The sequence below is a fragment of the Brevibacillus jepli genome (assembly GCF_047229145.1).
GTDB lineage: Bacteria > Bacillota > Bacilli > Brevibacillales > Brevibacillaceae > Brevibacillus.
Genome location: NZ_JBFEFW010000022.1, coordinates 50,595 through 67,610 on the forward strand (window position 1 = coordinate 50,595; position 17,016 = coordinate 67,610).

The 17,016-nt window shown below is 45.5% G+C and carries 14 protein-coding genes; 12 read left to right on the forward strand and 2 right to left on the reverse strand.

Annotation, left to right across the window (positions count from 1 at the left end):
- Positions 1-13: 13 nt before the first annotated feature.
- The 10 genes from AB1L17_RS21875 (at position 14) to AB1L17_RS21920 (ending at position 11,818) form a co-directional block, all read left to right on the forward strand.
- A complete protein-coding gene (locus AB1L17_RS21875; RefSeq protein WP_412847236.1) occupies positions 14-1,375 on the forward strand; it encodes an ethanolamine ammonia-lyase subunit EutB in 1,362 nt (453 codons plus the stop codon).
- Between the two features lie 20 nt (positions 1,376-1,395).
- Positions 1,396-2,337, forward strand: a complete 942-nt coding sequence (gene eutC, locus AB1L17_RS21880; protein WP_412847237.1) for an ethanolamine ammonia-lyase subunit EutC — start codon at positions 1,396-1,398, stop codon at positions 2,335-2,337.
- 31 nt (positions 2,338-2,368) lie between these two features.
- Positions 2,369-3,310 (forward strand): malate dehydrogenase, encoded by a 942-nt coding sequence (gene mdh, locus AB1L17_RS21885; RefSeq protein WP_412847238.1) that lies wholly within the window; start codon positions 2,369-2,371, stop codon positions 3,308-3,310.
- 480 nt (positions 3,311-3,790) lie between these two features.
- Entirely contained in the window at positions 3,791-5,185 is a 1,395-nt protein-coding gene (locus tag AB1L17_RS21890; protein WP_412847239.1) for a helix-turn-helix domain-containing protein, read from the forward strand.
- 346 nt (positions 5,186-5,531) lie between these two features.
- Positions 5,532-5,825: an aspartyl-phosphate phosphatase Spo0E family protein gene (locus AB1L17_RS21895; RefSeq protein ID WP_412847240.1), complete on the forward strand. Its 294-nt coding sequence runs from the start codon at positions 5,532-5,534 to the stop codon at positions 5,823-5,825.
- Between the two features lie 199 nt (positions 5,826-6,024).
- Complete coding sequence (locus AB1L17_RS21900; RefSeq protein WP_412847241.1) at positions 6,025-7,368, forward strand: helix-turn-helix domain-containing protein; 1,344 nt, start codon at positions 6,025-6,027, stop codon at positions 7,366-7,368.
- A 719-nt stretch (positions 7,369-8,087) separates the two neighbouring features.
- Positions 8,088-8,807, forward strand: a complete 720-nt coding sequence (locus AB1L17_RS21905) for a hypothetical protein (protein WP_412847242.1) — start codon at positions 8,088-8,090, stop codon at positions 8,805-8,807.
- A 425-nt stretch (positions 8,808-9,232) separates the two neighbouring features.
- Entirely contained in the window at positions 9,233-9,640 is a 408-nt protein-coding gene (locus tag AB1L17_RS21910; RefSeq protein WP_412847243.1) for a hypothetical protein, read from the forward strand.
- Positions 9,641-9,789: 149 nt separating this feature from the next.
- Positions 9,790-10,362, forward strand: coding sequence for an RNA polymerase sigma factor (locus AB1L17_RS21915; RefSeq protein ID WP_412847244.1), 573 nt, complete (start codon positions 9,790-9,792; stop codon positions 10,360-10,362).
- Positions 10,355-11,818 carry a DUF4179 domain-containing protein gene (locus AB1L17_RS21920; protein ID WP_412847245.1) on the forward strand — a complete coding sequence of 488 codons (1,464 nt, stop codon included), beginning with the start codon at positions 10,355-10,357 and terminating at the stop codon, positions 11,816-11,818. The genes AB1L17_RS21915 and AB1L17_RS21920 overlap by 8 nt, the downstream gene beginning before the upstream one ends.
- Positions 11,819-11,859: 41 nt before the next feature.
- On the opposite strand, the gene AB1L17_RS21925 is transcribed toward AB1L17_RS21920, so the two are convergent.
- Positions 11,860-13,143: a haloacid dehalogenase-like hydrolase gene (locus AB1L17_RS21925; RefSeq protein WP_412847246.1), complete on the reverse strand. Its 1,284-nt coding sequence runs from the start codon at positions 13,141-13,143 to the stop codon at positions 11,860-11,862.
- A 293-nt stretch (positions 13,144-13,436) separates the two neighbouring features.
- Between AB1L17_RS21925 and AB1L17_RS21930 the strand changes: the two genes are divergently transcribed.
- Entirely contained in the window at positions 13,437-14,381 is a 945-nt protein-coding gene (locus tag AB1L17_RS21930) for an aminopeptidase (protein WP_412847247.1), read from the forward strand.
- Positions 14,382-14,464: 83 nt separating this feature from the next.
- Positions 14,465-15,913 (forward strand): cardiolipin synthase, encoded by a 1,449-nt coding sequence (cls, locus tag AB1L17_RS21935; protein ID WP_412847248.1) that lies wholly within the window; start codon positions 14,465-14,467, stop codon positions 15,911-15,913.
- An 80-nt stretch (positions 15,914-15,993) separates the two neighbouring features.
- On the opposite strand, the gene AB1L17_RS21940 is transcribed toward cls, so the two are convergent.
- Complete coding sequence (locus tag AB1L17_RS21940; RefSeq protein ID WP_412847249.1) at positions 15,994-16,974, reverse strand: Rieske 2Fe-2S domain-containing protein; 981 nt, start codon at positions 16,972-16,974, stop codon at positions 15,994-15,996.
- Positions 16,975-17,016 lie beyond the last annotated feature (42 nt).

Below are 17,016 nucleotides of genomic sequence, written 5' to 3' on the forward strand. Positions count from 1 at the left end.
AGGGGTGAACGTGATGAACACGAAAACGACTGTACTTGGACATACCTATCAATTTCGCGATTTGAAAGAGGTTTTCGCGAAGGCTAATGAAGATAAATCAGGCGACCAGCTGGCTGGTCTCGCCGCTGCTGATTCTAGGGAACGTGTAGCTGCCAAGCAGGTGTTGGCTGATCTGACATTGGCGGATATCCGTAACAATCCGATGGTTCCGGCAGAAGAAGACGAAGTATCGCGTGTGATCGAAGAAGGCATCAACGAAAAAATTTACAACGAAATCAAAAACTGGAGTGTAGCTGAACTGCGCGAGTACATTTTGAGCCATCAAGCAGGCGATAATGAACTCAAGCGCATCAGCCGCGGCTTGTCCAGTGAAATGATCGCAGCGACTGCCAAGCTCATGAGCAATCTGGACTTGATTACGGCTGCAACGAAAATTAAAGTTGTAACGCATGCCAACACGGCAATTGGTCAGAAGGGCGTATTGGCTTCTCGTGTACAGCCGAACCATCCATCCGATAACGTACAAGGCATCAAGGCGTCTCTGTACGAAGGACTGAGCTACGGAATCGGCGATGCGGTTATCGGAATTAACCCGGTTATCGATACAGCGGACAGCGTCAAGGATATTTTGAACATGACCAAAGACGTGATGACCAAGTTTGATATCCCGACGCAAAACTGCGTATTGGCTCACGTTTCCACGCAAATGCGTGCCATCCGTAATGGGGCACCAGCGGATTTGATTTTCCAGAGTTTGGCGGGTAGTGAAAAAGGAAACAATGCATTTGGTATTGATGTAGCGCTGCTGGATGAAGCAGACGAGCTGATGCGCAAAGAGGGTACCTCCTACGGACCGAACTTCTGGTACTTCGAGACAGGCCAAGGCTCTGAGCTGTCCTCTGAGGCGCATCACGGCATGGACCAGGTAACGATGGAAGCGCGTTGCTACGGACTTGCTCGCAAGTACAATCCGTTTATCGTGAACACGGTAGTCGGCTTCATTGGACCTGAGTACTTGTACGACAGCCGTCAAGTAATCCGCGCGGGCCTGGAAGACCATTACATGGGCAAAATGCACGGTTTGCCAATGGGCTGTGACGTATGCTACACGAACCACATGAAGGTCGATCAGAACGATATGGACAATCTCGGTATCTTGCTCTCGTCGGCAGGCGTTAACTTCGTCATCGGCGTAGCGATGGCTGACGATGTCATGCTCAACTATCAATCGACGAGCTTCCATGATATTGCCGCGTTCCGTGAAGTGATGGGACTGCGCCCGGCACCTGATTTTGAAAAATGGCTGGAGAAAATGGGCATCATGGAAAACGGTAGGCTGACTGCAAAAGCAGGCGATCCGACAATCTTCATGTAAGATCAGGAGGTGAAAGACGGATGGAACAACAATTAGATTTCTTGGTAGATAAAGTAGTAGCAGAGCTGCAAAAGAAGCTGGGTGAGTCCACAGAACAAGCTCCGTCACCAAAAGCAGAGACAGGCTTGATCCAACTGAGATCGGAGAAAAAGGCCGAGCCAGTAGCGAGTGCGACGACTGCACCTGCACCGGCTCCTGCAGTGAACGAGCACCTTGCTCCATCAGCTGAGCCAGAGAGAACGACACATGTACCGAATCCGAAGTACAAGGAAGGCTTGGAAGAGCTGCTGTCCAGCACGCCAGCGCGTATCGGGGTTTGGCGTACAGGTGTAAGACCTTTGACCAAAACGATGCTCGAATTGCGTCGCGACCATGCTGCGGCTGTAGATGCTGTATACGGTGAAGTCAGTCAAGCGGTGCTTGATCAGTTTTCCTTGTTCACTGTGGAAACACAGTATGACAACACCGAAAACTATCTAAAACGTCCAGATATGGGGCGTGTCCTCACGGAGGAAGGCGTGCGCTTGCTGCAAGAGCGCGGCCAAAAGAAACCACAGGTACAAATCGTCGTTTCAGACGGCTTGAGTGCCGCTGCGGTGGATGCGAACCTGAAAGACGTGCTTCCATCCCTGATGGACTCTCTGAAAAGCTACGGACTGACCTGCGGTACTCCGTTTTTTATCAAAGGCGGACGCGTAGCCAGCATGGATCACGTCGGCGAGATCCTGGAGCCAGAAGTATTGGTGCTCCTGATCGGGGAACGTCCAGGATTGGTTACGGCACATTCCATGAGTGCGTACATGTGCTACCGTCCACGCAAAGGTATGGTAGAATCAGAGCGTACAGTGATCTCGAATATTCATCGTCAAGGTACATCTCCGGTTGAGGCGGGGGCCCACATCGGGACCATCCTCTCCAAAATGCTGGAGCAAAAAGCAAGTGGTGTGAAACTGGTCTTGTAATAGAACCAATGACGACGAGGAGGATTTTTGCATGACATTCCGCAGAAAAAAAGTAGCCGTAATCGGTAGTGGTTTTACTGGAGCGACAACTGCGTTCATCATGGCGCAAAAAGAGCTGGCTGACATCGTATTGGTTGATATTCCACAACTGGAGAACCCAACAAAAGGGAAAGCTCTGGACATGATGGAGGCTTCTCCAGTTCTCGGCTTCGATGCTAGCATTACAGGTACTTCTGACTACAAAGACATCGAAGGCTCCGATATCGTAATCATTACAGCAGGGATTGCTCGTAAGCCAGGTATGTCCCGCGATGACTTGGTAGCAACGAATGCAGCTATCATGCGCTCTGTTGCTGAGCAAGTGAAAACATATGCACCAAACTCTATCGTACTCATCCTGTCCAACCCGGTAGATGCGATGACGTATACATTCTACAAAACGTCCGGCTTCCCGAAACACCGCGTAATCGGTCAATCCGGCGTACTCGATACAGCTCGTTTCCGTACGTTCGTAGCGATGGAACTGAATGTATCCGTAAATGACGTAACGGGCTTCGTATTGGGCGGTCACGGTGACGACATGGTGCCACTCTTGCGTTACTCCTACGCAGGTGGTATCCCACTCGAAAAATTGATCCCACAAGATCGTCTGGATGCTATCGTTGAGCGTACGCGCAAAGGCGGAGGCGAAATCGTAGCTCTCTTGGGTAACGGTTCTGCTTACTACGCACCTGCGGCAGCTCTGGTAGAAATGGCAGAAGCTATCTTGAAAGACAAGAAGCGTATCCTGCCATCCATCGCTTTACTCCAAGGCGAGTATGGCTACAATGATATCTACCTGGGTGTACCAACTCTCTTGGGTGGAAAAGGTATCGAGCAAGTCATCGAGCTGGATCTGACTGCTGCTGAGAAAGCAGCATTGGATAAATCCGCTGATTCTGTTCGTGCAGTTATGAAAGTGGCTATGCAATAAGCACGGATTTAAAATGAAAGCTTCGCCAGATGTTTTGGCGGAGCTTTTTTGCAGTGAGGATATAAGTAGCTGTAGTGGTGGGGAAGAAGCGGATTTCCAGTCTACGCTTCGACCTACGCCCTGCTGGGGGCGGGGACTGTCCGCTTCGAAATAAATGGCGGGAGCGCTTCAAAAGTAGAGTTTCGACGAAGTATTCGCAGAGGTTGAAGCTGAAAACCCCCGCCATTCATTTCGAAGTTGAGTAGGGCTCCAGAGGCGCTTGGACTGGAAATCCGCTTCTTCCTGCGCGGTTGTATTCGCTTGAAAGCTGATTCAAGAGGGCGTAAATGTCACGAAGTGCAAACACATGTAAGACATTGGAGGAATTGTGCGAAAAGTGACGAATTAGTTAACTGAAATGTTAAGAAATGTAAAGATACAACCTTCCAAAAATATCCAATATATGGTAAAATAAAGAAAAAAACTAGGGGATGATTCTTTATGGGGGGGCTGCAAGGGACATTGCACGGGTCGCTGCGGTCAGAAATTGAAAGACACCGTAGAGAGTGCGGCTATACCTTGAGTAAACTAGGGGAATTAACGGGCATTAACCATGGGAGTTTAAGCGAAATTCTGAACGGAAATCCACCGCGGGCTATGACTATTGGTCAATTAGATGCGCTAGCTGCGGTGTTTGGCCGCGAGCCGGGTTGGATGTATGAATGGTATACGGAAGAATGCATATCGGAGGGGAGAATATCGCGCCCTCGGTTGATCCCATATTTAGTACGATGCGCGGAGGTTGGGCGGCAAGATTGCATAGATGAGGTTGTTCCCAAACTGTTGGACAACCCTAGAAATATTTCGACCCTCTTTTTAGTGGCGGAACAGCTATATGAAAGCGGGAAACAAAAAGAGTCCGTGCCTTTTTATCAGGCTGTCGTTGATAGCGAGAAGGATGGTTATTCTGAGCAATTCGTAATAAGTCAGTATCGATTATTTCGGGCTGCACTCGGAACCAATTCTGAAGAAAATGGGGAAGCAGTGATCCGGTTTTCCCCCTATCGGAATAGGCTTCCTGAGAACTACCAGCTGGATGCTTTATTTCAATTAGCGCGGGTTTGTTATTCTTTGCATAAATGGAAGAAGTCGGAACAGTACGCTGATGAATTACGGTATCTTGCGGAAACGATTTACATATATGAGTTGGACAGATTGAAAAGAGATAAAAAAAGTGAACTGCCTGAGACAGAACGTCCTCTTGTGTATTATTACGCCATGGGACATTTATATAAAGGCGCGATATTGGAAATGCAAGGAATGTATGCACAAGCCAAGTCGTATGTACAAATTTATGCTGATTTAGGATGGTTTGAACTGCTGGATGAAGTTGGACATCAAGAGGTAGAGCGGTTCCGGATTTGGGCAAAGGCTAACTTATACACATTAGAGGTATTGGCTGGTAATACCAACACCATTGAGGAGTATGCCGATTATCTTGAGAGTCTTCCCCCAAATGAAATACTTCCTGGTTTAATTTCTATTATAAAATCAGCTAATATTTACGATTTTTGTGTGGATGAGATATTAGAGCGCTTTTCAATGCACATCACCAATTTTGGTCAATATACCGACGCAATTCGTTTGGACAGGCATCTCCGATTTCGGTATCAGGCAGCCATTTATGAATTCGCTAAAGGGCGACTAGAGAAAGGGATTGAAGAAACGATATGCTGTCTTTCTTTAGCCAGTTTGATAAATCGCTTTGAAGATGCTCTTAAATGCATAGCGTTATTTGAAGAGTACCGGCAACATGCATCGCCAACACAAGTGGAACGATATCAAACCATTGTAACGGGCAGAAAAAAGGAGAATCTTCTTCCTGAAAATAATTAGATAGTTAAACCTGTAACCTTGTTATATGGTGTTTTTGGTATATTTATACAAAATTTAGGGGGGTTACATCTATGAAAAGTTTCTTTCTATCACTGGTTATGGTTCTAGCTTTATTTGCTGGTTCTCCATACACAGAGAAGCCCAATAATATCAGTATAATTATGTTCGACCATGGAACAGAGGGCTAAAGAATTGACATTCATTGAATAGTCAGTTAAATAGATCGTAACCAAAAAAACATCCCTTCGATGGGATGTTTTTTTCTATTCAATTTTTCTTAGTCGGTCAATTTCTGCACATTCCTGTATAGTAGATTATGACATAAATTGTAAATAGAGAGGGGGCGTTGGATATTACTGCTATCGCTGAGGTCTTAGGAAGTGACGTTTCTTTACACCCAGGAACATCCACAAAAAGAGAAACAGCAGCAGCCCCTAAAAGTAGGTGTACAATCCGGGGCATGGTAAAGGAAATCGGTTGCCATTTAGAATTGGATAATAGAATCGAACAGCTACGACGGGAAATGACCGAATTGGCAGGAAAGTATGGTCTCTCACATGATAAAGTTTTGGCTGTAAGCCAGCAATTGGATAAATATATAGTCATTGCGCAAAACAGAATTCAAACGGGAAAGCAATGATCAGGCTAGTCCTTCTCACACCTTAAGGCCCCCAAAAACTCTTCCATTAAGCCATTAACTAGGTATTTACCGATTCCTGTAATGTTCGGGGTCAAAAAGCTCCGAACTTGATGACGAAATGACAGGAGTGTTAAGTAGTATATTTCTAAAAATCAATCACTGTTGTAAAATAAAGGAAAAATCGAGAGGATGATCCTTTATGGGGGGGCTGCAAGGGACATTGCAACGGTCACTGCGGTCAGAAATCGAACAAAATCGGAAAAAGCACAGTTATACATTAAGCAAGCTGGGTGAATTAACTGGCATTAACCCTGGTAGCTTGAGTGAGATTCTAAATGGAAATCCGCCGCGGGCTATGACCATTGGTCAATTAGACGCGCTAGCCAAGGTGTTTGGACGCGAGCAGGGTTGGTTATATGAATTATACCCGGAAGAATGTTTATCAGAGCAGAGAATTTCGCGCCCCCGATTAATACCGTATTTGATTCGCTGCGTGGAGATAGGGCGAAAAGATTGCATAGAAGCAGCTGTCCCCCAATTGATGGAGAATCCGAAAAACATCACGAGTCTATTTGCAGTGGCAGAGCAACTGTATGAGAAAGGGCAACTGAAAGAGTCGGTGCCCTTTTATGAATATGTAATTGAGAATGAGAAAGATAGCTATTCCAACCACTTTTTGATAGGTCAGTATCGGTTATTTCGTGCTGTACTTGGGACAAATGCTGAAGAAAATTGGGAGATTGTGATTCGGTTTTCTCCGTATCGCAACCGTCTTCCTGAAAACCACCAACTCGATGCTTTAATCCAATTGGCGAAGGTCTGTTTCGCTTTGCAAAAGTGGGAGAGATCAGAGCAGTACGCAGACGAATTAAGACTTTTGGCAGACAATGTTTACAGGCATGAATTGGACAGGTTGAAAAGAAACAAAATAGGCGAATCTCTGAAAACAGAGCGCCGTCTTGTCTATTATTACGGAATGGGGTATTTATATAAAGGTATTACACTGGAAATGCAAGGACTGTATGAAGAGGCGAAGCAGTATGTACAAGGTTACGCTGATTTAGGCTGGTTTGAATTACTTGATGAAGTCGGGCGTAAATATGTAGAAAATTTTAAGGTATGGGCAAAGGCGAACTCCTACACATTGGAGGTATTGTCTGGAAATACAAGCATCATTGAAGAGTATGCAGACTATATCGAAAGTCTGCCCACGAATGAAATACTTGCTGGTTTGATTTCCATTATGAAATCGGCCAATACCTACCATTTTTGTGTGGATGAGATTTTAGAGCGCTTTTCTTCCCAAATTGCCAGTTTCGATCAATTTACAGAAATAATTGGGTTGGACCGACAGCTCCAGTTTCGATATCAGACAGCCATTTATGAATTCAGTAAAGGGCGGATAGAGAAAGGAATTGAAGAAAGTATATATTGCCTTTCTCTAGCGGATTTGATGAATCGACATGACGAGGCTCTTACATACATAGCATTGTTTGGATGGTTAGGGAATTTGAATAAACGAATAGCTAACCAAAAGGAGTAGGTGGCTAGTATCTCGTCACGGATTATTTTAAATAGATAGTAGATTGAAGAAACATCCTTTGTTAGGATGTTTTTATTCAATTTTTTGCAGTCGTTAAAAACCTTCATAACATATTGTGGTTAATTATGTAATTCGTTGTAAAAATAAGGTGGTTGAAAATGACGATATTGCAAGAACATTAGAGATCCAAGAGCATCTCAAAAAAGAGAAGCCGCAGGTGCCACTAAAAGCAAGTGTATTATTATGAGGTTATCAGAAGGAGATAACGAAATGAATTATTACATAATATTTTTCGTTACTTTATCTATTACTCTCTTCTTTTGTGTTTTATTCATAAAATGGAATAAGCGTGCAGCATTGCTCTATCTCTTGAATACTTTCATTGGCTTAATTTTTATTTTTTATACCCTATATTACAATGTCTTTGAGAACATTAGCTTTGTGTTATTGCCATTATTAGTCTTAGGAATATACTTGAATATTGTTAAGATCATTAAGATTGTAAGATAATAGAAGGACTCATTCTCCACTCCCCAATGCCAATATATCGTAGATCGATGAAACATCCTCTGCTAGGTTGTTTTTTATTCAATTTTTGCAGTCGGTAAGAATCTGCATATCATTTTATGGTTAATTATGTAATGAGATCCTGGACGTGGTAAAAGGAGTAGGTTGATTTTTAGATATGAAAAAGAGTCGAACAGTATAGGAGAATACAAATGATTAGCATTAGAAATTTTAAATCTACGAAAAAAATAGCATTGGCTACTATTAGTTTTATAACAATTGCAGGACTTGCTGTTTACTATATAAGTGACTTAAAAAAACAAAATTTCCTTTATTCCAGTGATTCAGATTATAGAATCGTTTCTGGTGAAGTATGGTTTACCGAGACATTCACTGACGTGGAGGGTCTAGCTGAAAATGCAGATATCATAGCCGAAGCTGAAGTTATTTCTCAAAAAAATAACCCTAATTATGAAAGACTAGATGTGTATACAGTCTCTGAATTAAGATTAACGAAAGTCTATAAAGGTGATGTAGAGATAGATGATACAGTATCTGTACTGGAAACTGGAGGGGAATTCGATGAAAGAGAGGCGGCCAAATATTTCTCAGGAAAGCCAGGATCTGAATTGAATGATGATCTTGGTGATCCTGGAATAATAACGGTAGGGATTGAAGGAAGTGTTCCTATGAAAGCAGGAAATAAATACTTTGTTTTCTTAACAGAAGATAAAGATGACGTTTATAACATAGTAGGGTCAGTTCAAGGAAAGATTAAAATTAATAGTGAGAACACTCTGATTTCACAAGTTTCTCCAGAGATAATAGATCAGCATGGTGATCTTTATTTCCTCCAGGATAGTTATTCAGGGCAGAATATTTCTGAACTTAGAAACGAAGTTGAACAACTCATTGTTTCCTCTCCCAATTAGTACCCCACAGTCTCTCAACCACATGATCATTACGAAGCAGACAGAAAAAGAAGATAACGGATAATTTTCAAAGGAAACAGGGAGCTAGGTGCTCCCTATTTTCGTTGTAATGTCATAGTGGAGGTATTTTCAGTGACATACTATTCATTTCTCGTCTTTGTGCTTTTCCTGCTAATCACTAAAGTGTATAACTATATCGAGAGTATACTCAGCCCACTAGATTTCGCCTTAGTTGTCGGTATGGGTGTTTTTTGGCTATTACTAAAAAGCTGTGAATGGTTATCTGGGGTATTGGAAAAGTTTTGTATCAAGTTCAAAATAAAAGTATGGCAATTGTATGTAGTCACTATCATTTTGTATTTCATATTTTAACTTTTGACGCATTTTCCTACCCTCTCACCCCCGATTATAGAGGAGGAATGGAAGTGAAAAAAATACGGATAGTCATTGCTATCTTGTTAGTATTAATTGCAGGATGGTTTATGCTAAAAACTGTATACTCTCCTGAAAATGCAGTAAGGACCATGATAGACAATATAGCAAATGGTACACAAAATAACGTGCAAATGAAACCAGAGCAAATTGAATTAATTCGTTCCTATTTTGAATTTGCTGCGAAGAATAATCTACATTCACCCGAAATTTCAGTTAAACAAGTAGAAGGAACCGGAGATCATATACAGCTGATCGCAGAGTTTCTAATGATAGATTACGAAGAAGATAATAGAATTCGAAAAGTGTATGCAGGAAATCTCCTTTTCACCTTACAGAAATCTTCGTTTTATCAGTTTGACGTAATAAACGTCGAGGAAAAAATGAAACTTAGCCTTTAGGTGGAAAGTGCTTGTAATAGTATCCACCCGTTTCTGTTCAGGGGACGGGTTTTTTCCATGTTCAGTATTTTTTTGCCTATCTAACGTGAACCAAACTTTGCTTTCCTGTGAATATACAGTATAGAAAAAAACGAAAGGAGGGGAACGCTGTGGACGAGTGGGAGTTAATTGCCAAATGCCAAAAGGACGAGCCTGAAGCCTTTGAACAATTGGTCAAGCCCTATCTGGCGATGGCATACCGGACAGCATATTTGATCATTCATGACAAGCATCTGGCGCAGGACGCCGTTCAGGAAGGGCTCATCGAAGCGTATCAGCACATAGACCGACTCGATCAAAAACGGGGAGTGGCCTTTCGAAATTGGCTATACCGGATCATTACGTTTCGGGCTCTGAATCTGGTACGCAAGCAAAAGCCTGCTGTGGAATACGAAGAGATGATCCCGGAAGAAGCGCTATCACCGCTGGATAATGTGATCAAGCAGGAGGAGCAGCGGCAAATATGGCAGGCGATTCGCAGCATGAAGGCGGAGCATCGCGCGGTTATTATTCTTTATTATTACGAGGGCTTCAGCGTGTCGGAGATCGCCAAAATTACCGGTTCCTTCGAGGGTACGGTCAAATCACGCATGCACAAGGCCAGAAAGCTGATTGAGCAACAATTGGACAAGGAATGCATTCCATCTGATTTTTTGCGGGAAGGGGCAATGACTCATGACTAACGAGGAGCGGCAAATCAGAGAGACGCTCACGAAAGTAGCGGAAGCTGTCGAGATACCGGAATTTCAAATGCCAGGGAAAAACTCCTCCTCGCAAGTGGCAAGGCTACCGTTTTTCCGTCAGAAAAGATGGAAATCAATTGCTATCGCTTCCGCAGTGGTTGTCACGTTGCTCACGAGCATGAAGGTATCCCCATCATTTGCAGCCTATGTCCAGTCGATCTTTGAACAGTACGGGGGAGGGGTACAGCAGGCCGCTAGACAAGGCTTCGCCGAATCACCGAATCTGTCCGTTACGGATCAGGGGATTACGCTTACAGTAAAGGAAGTGATTGCTGATCCCGTGCAGGTGACTGCTGCTTTGGTGATCAAGCAGTCGGATGGCAAGGTGTTAGATACTGACTTGCTTTTAGGTGAACACTCTCCTTTAAATGTCATTGAACTGCTAGATGAAAAAGGTGAGGTTATCTCAAGCGGCTGGGGAGCTTCCTTTGATGAAACAGTCGGATTCATCGACTTTACACTTGGGAGGAAGGAGCATGAGCCTGTTCCGAAAACACTGTCGATGCATTTCAAGGAAATAGGTGACATAAAAGGAAGCTGGGAGTTGCAAGTGCCGATTACGATGACAAAAACGGCTGCCGCAACGACGGAGTTACCTGTCAATCAAACACATACGACGAAGCAAGGGTTAAAACTGACCGTCCACAAGGTGATTAACACGCCAACGACTAGCCGCGTTCAACTGGAGACACAGTGGACAGACTCCGCCAAAAAACAGTTAGATCAAGAAGCGAGGAAGCTGGAAGGAAAGACTGCGGACCCCGACTACGCTCCATATGTTCCGTATCAACAATATTCATTGGGCTACCATTATGAGGCGGCAGATGGCAGCAAGAGCAAGAGAGATGTAGAGAAACTAGAGCTTTCCGATTCCATTGATCTGCACGGACATTTCCGCTGGATATGGGATAAAGATCCGTCAGGAAAAGGCAAGCCAGAGACACTCGTCATTGACAGTCTGTACAGGGCTGTGCCGTACGATATGAGCGTGACATTCAATCCAGCAGAATTGAGCAAAAAGCCATTGGTGAAACAGGTAGGGGAGGATACCATCCTCTTAAAAAACAGCAGGCTGGTAATAGAAAAAGATACGAACAAACAGGCAATCGAACTGGAGATCGAGGTTCTTTCGAAAGAAATTACTGATATTAATCCGGTATGGTGGGTGCTTCAGAATGAGCAAGGGACAACCTACCGGTGGGAAGAGAGTAATCGTAGCTCGGGAAAGCCGGATCAGTTGGGACGCAAGCGGAATACCTTCAAGCTAGTGATGCACGAGTACAGGAACAGGGAGGTATATGAAACAACCAGGCTCCCTGAGAAGCTCACATTACGTCTAGATGTCGTGACGAAAAAATATCCGCTGGAATGGCGAATTCCGCTTACCAGTCAATAAGGAAGAAAACCGCCCCGGTTACGAGGGCGGTTTTTTCTACGTTATTTCGCGACCAACTGCGGCTCCTTCTGCCCGAGTCGGATCGTGGCTTCGCTTGGAATCCACATGCCTGTGTTCTCGTCACGTCCTTGCAGGACTACCGTCGGGTTTGCTTTGCCCATTTGCTCAGCACCTTTGGTAATTTGCTGACCAATTTTCCCACCTTTGACGCGGTTGACGACGAGCACGAGCTGTACGCTATCCAGCTCTGTCATCATCTCGAAATCCCCGTTGCTATCGCCCGCGATGAAGATCGGACCATGACCGTACTTTTTCACCAATACATCCTGGATCACTTCCGTCTTACCGTGGCCGACCGTGATTGGGTAGTCAGGCTGGTACACATTCGTGATCCGTCCGTTTTCGGTTTTCAGACGCATTCCAATGATGTTCTCCGCTGGGAGATTGTAGCCATATTTCGGGAGAGTGGCAAAGACACGTACGACTTCTTCCAGCGAAGCCGTCACGACATACACATCGATGCCATTGGCACGCAGTGTGTTCATCAGGTTAGCGACTTCTGAGGTGAGACGTAGGCCTGTTGTATGAGAGGCTTTCACCACGCCTGCTTTGCCTGCCAACGATTTCGGGCTCGTCCAGGTTACTTTTTGAATCGACATGCCCAAGCTGAGATCATTGGAGGCTTCCGCGAGTTTATGAATCTCGTCAACGGTCATGTTCGTGAAGAGGTAGAGTACCCATGGATAGCCAATCGTGTTGCTGTGCGTATCGTTGATTGCTTCATACAGGAAGAACAGTTTGGTTCTGAAATCAGCGAATTGCTCTGTTGCCGTCACCTCTTCCAGTGACTTCGTTCCTTTAAGACCTTGATAATTTTGGTATAAGTACGTGTAGTCGGCGACGAGATCAGTCGCGATGGCATCGAGTGTGACAGGCTTGCCGTCGACATTTTTATACGAATCTGAAAACGGTCCTTCTGGTACATTCGTGCGGATAACCTTACCGAATTCTTCAGGTGTGAGCTTGTAAGCCAAGTGATTGATCTGGTAAACAAACAGTGCTTCCTCTGTGTCATGCATGATGCTCGTATTGTCCCAGTCAAAAACGACATACGGCTTTTTGTTGGCATCATAGGTAGCGCTCTTGATTCCGTTTTTCTCAATCAGTTCGTTGACTGCCTGATAAGTCGCAGGTGCCCATTTCCCCTTGTCGAGCATCTGCACATTGGTGTCCTTGGCCAAAGCTGGCATTTGCATCGCGAGTAGTGCGACGATCATCAGCATGGTCAGCCACCACGTTTTGCGTTGTGCCTTTTTGTGTGACATTGTTGTCATCCCCTTCTTCTTTTTCTAGATCCCCCAAATGAAAACGCTGTCATTTTCTTTAAAAGAAAAAGGCCTTCCCCACGCCTTTTTGTAAAGCGCGGGTAGAAGACCTCATTGTCTTAAGCGTTTTCATTTGTATTCTAATCATACTAAATCTAACAGCAAAAGCAAGAAGATTCCGATAAACATGATAAGGGCAGGACTAACCATCCAGTCTAGCGAAGTCAGAAGGGTTTGCAAGAAAAAAGTGGATATAATCTAACAATAAGATAGATAAGAAGGATGATGCTTACATGACATTGATAGAATCCAGCAAAGCCATTTTGATGAACTGCATGGCATTACAAGCGAATGAGACATTTTTGGTGGTGGCTGATGAGCGAAAGCGGGACATCGGTGAAGCGCTCTGGGAGGCCGGTAAACAGCTCGGTGCAGAAGCGATGCTGATCGTGATGAAGGAGCGGGAGAAGTCCGGCCAAGAGCCTCCTGCGGCTGTGGCAGCGGCAATGAAGAGCGCAGATGTCGTTGTGTGTGTAACCCAGCACTCTTTGACGCATACGAAAGCGCGCAAAGAAGCAGCGGCAAACGGTACGAGATTGGCTACCATGCCAGCCATCACGGAGGATATGTTCCTCGCGGGGGCAATTTCTGCTGACTATACACAAGTAAAGGCTCTCACTGAGCGCGTGACCGAGATGCTGACCCATGCGCGTACCGTACGGATCGAAAAAGCGGGCAAGTCGCTGACGTTTTCCATCGCAGATCGCAATGGCGTGCCGAGCACAGGAATGTACGTCAATCCAGGGGAATCGGGCAATCTGCCTTCAGGAGAGGCGTACATTGCGCCACTAGAAGGGACAGCAGAGGGCCAGATCCTCGTGGACGGCTCCATTGCCGGTATCGGAAAAATCGATTCGCCTCTCTTGCTGACGATTCAAAATGGCCGTATCACAGAGGCAGAAGGAACAGCGGCTGAACGCCTCCTGAAAACGCTTGGAGATCAGGATGGACGGATGCTGGGTGAATTCGGGATCGGAACGAACGACAAGGCGCGCATCACAGGAGTCGTTTTAGAAGACGAGAAGGTGTACGGAACGATCCACGTAGCCTTCGGTAGCAACAACACTTTTGGCGGAACGATTGTCGCGGGGGTACATATTGATCTGGTTGTCAAAGAACCGGATGTGTATTTGGACGACAAATGTATCATGAAGAGCGGAAAGCTTTTGGGAATATAGTACAAACTAGACAGATAGGCAAGGATGAATCCCGGAACCAAATGTTGTAATATGGGAGGTATCCTAGAGGTGGATGTGGTGTAATGGCATTGTCTGAAAAAATATTTGCGATTATTACAATAGGTAACCTGATTTTGGCTGCCGTTCTTATTTTCATGGAGAGGCGAAACATTGCGGCTACCTGGGCCTGGCTGATGGTTTTGCTGTTTTTGCCGGGCATCGGATTTATCATTTACCTGATTTTTGGACATAAGTTAAGCAAGAAAAAACTGTATCGGCTCAAGGAAGGGGAATTTTCTCATTTTCGAGCTGCGGTCGATCGACAAAAGCAGTTGCTTGCCCATGGTGATCTGCAGGTGAACGACCCTGAGATGGAGAGACACCGCGACATGATTTTCATGAACGTGGTAAGTGATGGAGCATTTTATACGCAGGATAATACCATTCAGGTTTTTAAGGAAGGCCATAGTCTGTTCAACCTCATGTTCAAACAGATGGAGGAAGCACGAGAGCACATACATTTGCTCTACTATATTTTGAATGACGATGATTTAGGGAAACAGCTCATTCAACTGTTGACGAAGAAGGCACAGGAGGGCGTCGAGGTTCGATTGCTCTATGATGCGGTAGGTTCCTCTGGTGTCTCATCCCGGTTCCTGCGCCCACTGGTAAAAGCAGGGGGAGAAGTCGCCTCCTTTTTCCCGGCGAAGATTCCGTTCCTTAATTTTCGGGTCAACTTTCGGAATCATCGCAAGCTGACGATTATCGATGGAAAAATCGGCTATATCGGTGGCTTCAACATTGGTGATGAATACTTGGGTAAGGATAAGAAGCTGGGGTATTGGCGTGACACGCATTTGCTGATTGAGGGAAGAGCGGTGTACATGCTGCAAGCACGCTTTTTCCTGGACTGGAATTTGTCTGCTGCGAAAAGAATGCATGAGTCGATTGACTATTTTCCAGAGCATCACGAGACGAACGGGACCGTAGGTGTTCAAATCGTATCGAGCGGGCCGAATTCGGAAAAGGAACAAATCAAGCATGCTTTTTTAAAGATGATTTACAAGGCACGGAAGAAGGTTTACTTGCAGACACCGTATTTCGTTCCCGATGAAAGCATGCTGACCGCACTGAAAATGGCGGCGATGTCTGGGGTAGATGTGCGGGTGATGGTCCCGGGAAAGCCAGATCATTTGATGGTGTTCTGGGCTACTCATTCTTATCTCGGTGATTTGTTAAAGAGTGGTGTGCGCTGTTACCTCTATGAAAAAGGCTTCTTGCATGCCAAAACAATCGTGGTCGATACCCAGCTCTCTTCAGTTGGAACGGCTAATGTCGATATTCGCAGCTTCAAGCTGAATTTCGAGACGAATGCGTTTCTGTATGATTCGCAGATGGCAGAGCAGCTGGAGGAATTGTTTGTCTCCGATCTGGCTGATTGCCGGGAAATCACATTGGGAGAGTATGTGAACAGACCACTGCGCTTGCGCTTGTTAGAATCGTTGACGCGGCTATTGTCTCCGCTTTTATAAAAGCGGTACTGGAAAGCAAAAGAGGACCTGTTGGCCTATGTGAACAAACACGGGCTGGCAGGTCCTTTCTTTTTTCATGCTTAAGCGGTTCCGAGCGTGACACCCATCTCCGTCAAGTACTGACGGTAGGCGATGCTCGCACGGTCACATTTTAAGGACAGCTCTACTTGCAGATCGAGCGGCAGGTCCTCGGGCTTTTGATTTTCCACGATCGGTTTATCTTGCGCGAAGATGAGGTTCTGGAAGCTGATGATTTCCTCATCGGACAGGTTTGTCTCATAGTTAAAGGAAAGTACGCCAAACGCTACGCTTCGTGCTTCATCCAGCGGCATCACCGTAAGCAGAATGGACATCAGATTCCCGTTTTCTGCATCGCGTTTGGTGAATTTTACAGTCAGAGGACGGAGTATTTCGTACGTGTAGTAGACGTGCTTGGCTTGACCGGTACCGTCCGGGTCAGGCTGAAAAATCTTGATCTCATCGGTGCGAATGACGCCGTTCTCGTCGCGGTGAACGCGATAATCACCGATTTCCATGTGAGTATCGACCCCTAAATAGCCCTCGTGAACGACAGCCAGATGGCCTACATCCAAAAAGTTCTCCACGACGCGCGGAGGCTTGGCCATAACGGTCTGCGGCCCCCAAATGACATTACGAAAACGCTCATCATCAAATTCCGGCAGTGCGAAAAATTCAGGAGATTGGTTGGCGAGATTCACCCACACGAATCCGTAACGCTCTGTACAGCCGTATAAAATAGCGCGTGCCTTGCCCGGAATGGCTTGATCGGCAGGCAGCTGCGGGATTTTTACACAGGCGCCGGATGCTTCATATTCCCATCCATGATACGGACAGACCAGCTTGCCTTCTCGGACACAGCCCAGGGACAGGGCAGCGCCTCTGTGAATACAGAGGTCTTTAAACGCATGGATTCCTTCTTCGTTGCGGAAGAGGACGACCCGCTCTCCCATAATGGTGACCTGGGTAGGGTGGTCTTGTACGTCCACCGAACGACAGGCGACGATCCACTCATTACGCAGCACGGTATCTTGCACGATCATTGATGAGACACTCCTTTGGTCGATACTTCGGTTCTTCACCCC

What these genes read in the sequence shown, in the direction of transcription:
- AB1L17_RS21890 (WP_412847239.1), top strand. Translation starts at nt 3,791, where the DNA reads ATGGGGGGGCTGCAAGGGACATTGCACGGGTCGCTGCGGTCAGAAATT.
- AB1L17_RS21925 (WP_412847246.1), bottom strand. Translation starts at nt 13,143, where the DNA reads ATGTCACACAAAAAGGCACAACGCAAAACGTGGTGGCTGACCATGCTG.
- AB1L17_RS21905 (WP_412847242.1), top strand. Translation starts at nt 8,088, where the DNA reads ATGATTAGCATTAGAAATTTTAAATCTACGAAAAAAATAGCATTGGCT.
- AB1L17_RS21940 (WP_412847249.1), bottom strand. Translation starts at nt 16,974, where the DNA reads ATGATCGTGCAAGATACCGTGCTGCGTAATGAGTGGATCGTCGCCTGT.
- AB1L17_RS21920 (WP_412847245.1), top strand. Translation starts at nt 10,355, where the DNA reads ATGACTAACGAGGAGCGGCAAATCAGAGAGACGCTCACGAAAGTAGCG.
- AB1L17_RS21875 (WP_412847236.1), top strand. Translation starts at nt 14, where the DNA reads ATGAACACGAAAACGACTGTACTTGGACATACCTATCAATTTCGCGAT.
- AB1L17_RS21900 (WP_412847241.1), top strand. Translation starts at nt 6,025, where the DNA reads ATGGGGGGGCTGCAAGGGACATTGCAACGGTCACTGCGGTCAGAAATC.
- mdh (WP_412847238.1), top strand. Translation starts at nt 2,369, where the DNA reads ATGACATTCCGCAGAAAAAAAGTAGCCGTAATCGGTAGTGGTTTTACT.
- cls (WP_412847248.1), top strand. Translation starts at nt 14,465, where the DNA reads ATGGCATTGTCTGAAAAAATATTTGCGATTATTACAATAGGTAACCTG.
- eutC (WP_412847237.1), top strand. Translation starts at nt 1,396, where the DNA reads ATGGAACAACAATTAGATTTCTTGGTAGATAAAGTAGTAGCAGAGCTG.
- AB1L17_RS21930 (WP_412847247.1), top strand. Translation starts at nt 13,437, where the DNA reads ATGACATTGATAGAATCCAGCAAAGCCATTTTGATGAACTGCATGGCA.